General features: G+C 62.0%; 4 protein-coding genes. All 4 read left to right on the top strand.

Features of this window, described 5'->3' with window-relative positions; genetic code table 11:
- On the top strand, positions 1–346 hold a 346-nt coding region (locus ACXRVY_RS18925), incomplete at its 5' end, for an IMP dehydrogenase (RefSeq protein WP_458237976.1).
- 99 nt (positions 347–445) lie between these two features.
- Entirely contained in the window at positions 446–2,023 is a 1,578-nt protein-coding gene (gene guaA / locus ACXRVY_RS18920) for a glutamine-hydrolyzing GMP synthase (RefSeq protein WP_008053207.1), read from the top strand.
- Positions 2,024–2,224: 201 nt separating this feature from the next.
- Positions 2,225–3,601 carry a multicopper oxidase family protein gene (locus ACXRVY_RS18915; protein WP_223460319.1) on the top strand — a complete coding sequence of 459 codons (1,377 nt, stop codon included), beginning with the start codon at positions 2,225–2,227 and terminating at the stop codon, positions 3,599–3,601.
- Positions 3,601–4,098, top strand: coding sequence for a tRNA adenosine(34) deaminase TadA (gene tadA, locus ACXRVY_RS18910; RefSeq protein WP_223460321.1), 498 nt, complete (start codon positions 3,601–3,603; stop codon positions 4,096–4,098). The genes ACXRVY_RS18915 and tadA overlap by 1 nt, the downstream gene beginning before the upstream one ends.
- Positions 4,099–4,171: the final 73 nt, after the last annotated feature.

Here is a 4,171-nt window from a genome sequence, read left to right as displayed (position 1 = left end):
GTTCCAGGGTCGTTCGTACAAGGCTTATCGCGGCATGGGTTCGCTGGGCGCCATGTCCCAGGCCCAGGGTTCCTCCGACCGTTACTTCCAGGACTCCTCGGCAGGCGCCGAGAAGCTGGTTCCGGAAGGCATCGAAGGGCGTGTTCCGTACAAGGGCACCCTGAGCGCGATCATCCACCAGTTGATGGGCGGCCTGCGCTCCTCGATGGGCTACACCGGCAGTGCCGACATCGAAGAGATGCGCACCAAGCCTGAGTTCGTGCGGATCACCGGCGCCGGCATGGCCGAATCCCACGTTCACGACGTGCAGATCACCAAAGAAGCGCCAAACTACCGCGTAGGTTGAGCCTTCAAGCAACAAGCTAAGCAACCGGGGCTGTTTTATTCAGCCCCGAGTTGTTTCTGAATCACGACTGTTTCCGAATTTTTTAGACGAGACTGAATCATGGCCCTCGACATTCACGCTCACCGCATCCTGATCCTCGACTTCGGTTCCCAGTACACCCAGCTGATCGCCCGCCGCGTGCGTGAAATCGGCGTGTACTGCGAACTGCACCCGTTCGACATGGACGAAGATGCGATCCGCGAATTCGCTCCTAAAGGCGTCATCCTCGCCGGCGGCCCGGAGTCGGTTCACGAAGCCAACAGCCCTCGCTGCCCGCAAGCCGTCTTCGACCTGGGCGTGCCGGTCTTCGGTATCTGCTACGGCATGCAGACCATGGCCGAGCAACTGGGCGGCAAGGTTGAAGGTTCCGAGCTGCGTGAGTTTGGTTATGCCCGCGTTGACGTGGTCGGCAAGAGCCGCCTGCTCGACGGCATCGAAGACCACATCGACGCCGACGGCCTGTTCGGCCTCGACGTGTGGATGAGCCACGGTGACAAGGTCACCCGCATGCCGGAAGACTTCCACATCCTGGCCAGCACCCCGAGCTGCCCGATCGCCGGCATGTTCAGCGACGAGCGTCGCTACTACGGCGTGCAGTTCCACCCTGAAGTGACCCACACCAAGCAGGGCGGTCGCATCCTGTCGCGCTTCATCCTCGACATCTGCGAGTGCGAAGCACTGTGGACGCCGTCGAAAATCGCTGAAGACGCCATCGCCCAGGTGCGCGCCCAGGTCGGTACCGACAACGTCCTGCTCGGCCTGTCCGGCGGTGTGGACTCGTCCGTGGTTGCCGCGCTGCTGCACAAGGCCATCGGCGACCAGCTGACCTGCGTGTTCGTCGACAACGGCCTGCTGCGCCTGCACGAAGGCGAGCAAGTGATGGCCATGTTCGCCGAGAACATGGGCGTCAAGGTGATCCGCGCCAACGCCGAAGAGCAGTTCCTGGGCAACCTGGCCGGCGAAGCCGACCCGGAGAAGAAGCGCAAGATCATCGGTCGTACCTTCATCGACGTGTTCGATGCCGAATCCTGCAAGCTGGACAACATCAAGTACCTGGCCCAGGGCACCATCTACCCGGACGTGATCGAGTCGGCTGGCGCGAAAAGCGGCAAGGCCCACGTGATCAAGTCGCACCACAACGTGGGCGGCCTGCCGGAAGAAATGAACCTCAAGCTGGTTGAACCGCTGCGCGAGCTGTTCAAGGACGAAGTCCGTCGTCTGGGCCTGGAACTGGGCCTGCCGTACGACATGGTCTACCGTCACCCGTTCCCGGGCCCGGGCCTGGGCGTGCGGATCCTCGGTGAAGTGAAGAAGGAATACGCCGACCTGCTGCGTCGCGCCGACCACATCTTCATCGAAGAACTGCGCAAGGCCGACTGGTACCACAAGGTCAGCCAGGCATTCGTGGTATTCCAGCCGGTGAAATCGGTTGGCGTGGTCGGCGATGGCCGCCGTTACGCCTGGGTCGTGGCCCTGCGTGCCGTGGAAACCATCGACTTCATGACCGCGCGTTGGGCACACCTGCCTTACGAACTGCTGGAAACCGTCAGCGGCCGCATCATCAATGAAATCGAAGGCATCTCCCGCGTCACCTACGACGTATCGAGCAAGCCGCCAGCGACCATTGAGTGGGAATGATCCCGCGCCAGCCCTGAGGGCTTGAGCGCCGGATAAAAAGCCGTGTGAACGAGAGTTCACACGGCTTTTTGCATTGCTGCGGGATTCTTCCTGCGGCCCGTCGTCACGCCCGCTTTGCTGTTTCTTTCACAATTGCGGGTGTATCGTATTCGCCTTTTGCGGGCCCCAGGCCTGTCGCTGATCCGTGAGGTAGTTGAGTTCATGTCCTTTACCCGTCGCCAAATCCTCGGTGGCCTGGCCGGTCTTGTTGTCGTTGGCTTTGGAGCGGGAGGCGCGTCACGTTACTGGCTGGGCAAGATGGCCGACGCCGAGGCGGGCCACGATTACGAGCTGATCGCAGCGCCGCTGGATGTGGAACTGGTAGCCGGGCACAAGACTCAGGCCTGGGCGTTCGGCCCGTCCGCACCGGGCACTGAGTTGCGCGTGCGTCAGGGCGAATGGCTGCGGGTACGCTTCATCAACCACCTGCCGGTCGCCACCACCATTCACTGGCACGGCATTCGTCTGCCGCTGGAAATGGATGGCGTGCCATACGTCTCGCAACTGCCGGTGCTGCCGGGTGAATACTTTGACTACAAATTCCGCGTGCCGGACGCCGGCAGCTATTGGTATCACCCACACGTGAACAGCAGTGAGGAACTCGGTCGTGGCCTGGTCGGTCCGTTGATCATCGACGAACGCGAGCCGACCGGATTCAAGTACGAGAAGACCTTGAGTCTGAAGAGCTGGCATGTCGACGACGTCGGCAATTTCGTCGAGTTCAGCATTCCCCGGGAAGCGGCCCGTGGCGGTACGGCGGGGCGGCTGTCGACGATCAACGGTGTGCCGCAAGCGGTAATCGACCTGCCCGCCGGGCAAATCACCCGCGTGCGCCTGCTCAACCTCGACAACACCCTGACCTATCGTCTGAACATTCCTGGCGTCGAAGCGCAGATCTATGCGCTGGACGGCAACCCGATCGAGCCGCGTCCACTGGGTAAGGAATACTGGCTCGGTCCGGGCATGCGCATTTGCCTGGCGATCAAGGCCCCGCCGGCCGGTGAGGAGCTGTCGTTACGCAACGGTCCGGTGCGTCTGGGCACATTCCGTTCGGTGGCCAATACCGATGCGCCGACCGAGTGGCCGCCGGCACTGCCTGCCAATCCGATCGCCGAACCGGACCTGGCCAATGCCGAGAAACTCAACTTCAATTTCGAATGGGTCGGCTCGGTATCGGTCAACGTCGAAAACGGCAAGCCGCCCAGCCTGTGGCAGATCAACGGCAAGGCGTGGGACATCAGCGACAAGACCTGCGCCGACCGCCCGATTGCCAAGCTCGAGAAGGGCAAGAGCTACATTTTCGAATTGAAGAACATGACTCAGTACCAGCACCCGATTCACCTGCATGGCATGAGCTTCAAGGTCATCGCCTCGAACCGGCACAAGGTCATTCCGTATTTCACCGACACCTACCTGCTGGGCAAGAACGAGCGCGCGCAGGTAGCGCTGGTGGCGGATAACCCGGGTGTATGGATGTTCCACTGCCATGTGATCGACCACATGGAAACCGGCCTGATGGCCGCCATTGAGGTGGCGTGATGCGTCAGATTCGTCCTGCCGCCATCATCGACCGCAGCCGTGATCGCGAATTCATGCGCGAAGCCCTGGCGCTGGCAGCCCAGGGCGCGGCCCTCGGCGAGGTACCGGTGGGCGCGGTGCTGGTGCAGGACGGGGAAATCATCGGGCGCGGTTTCAATTGCCCGATCAGCGCCAGCGACCCGAGCGCTCACGCCGAGATGGTCGCCATCCGCGCTGCCGCCCAGGCCGTCAGCAACTACCGCCTGCCGGGCAGCACGCTGTACGTGACCCTGGAGCCTTGCAGCATGTGCGCAGGCTTGATCGTGCATTCGCGGATTGCGCGGGTGGTGTACGGCGCGCTGGAGCCGAAAGCCGGGATTGTGCAGAGCCAGGGGCAGTTCTTTACCCAGGGCTTTTTGAATCACCGGGTGTTGTATGAGGGTGGGGTGTTGGCGGAGGAATGTGGGGCGGTGCTCAGCGAATTCTTCAAAGCCCGCCGCGCCAAGCCTTCAGACTGAACACCGAACCCCTGTAGGAGCGAGCCTGCTCGCGATGGTATATCAGCTACATTGATGCCGACTGACACACCAT

This window comes from Pseudomonas sp. P5_A2_2 (assembly GCF_054177685.1).
This window is presented reverse-complemented; position numbering and strand designations above follow the sequence as displayed.

Bases quoted from the DNA above. Each gene is read 5' to 3' on its own strand.
- ACXRVY_RS18915 (WP_223460319.1), top strand. From the start codon at position 2,225: ATGTCCTTTACCCGTCGCCAAATCCTCGGTGGCCTGGCCGGTCTTGTT.
- tadA (WP_223460321.1), top strand. From the start codon at position 3,601: ATGCGTCAGATTCGTCCTGCCGCCATCATCGACCGCAGCCGTGATCGC.
- guaA (WP_008053207.1), top strand. From the start codon at position 446: ATGGCCCTCGACATTCACGCTCACCGCATCCTGATCCTCGACTTCGGT.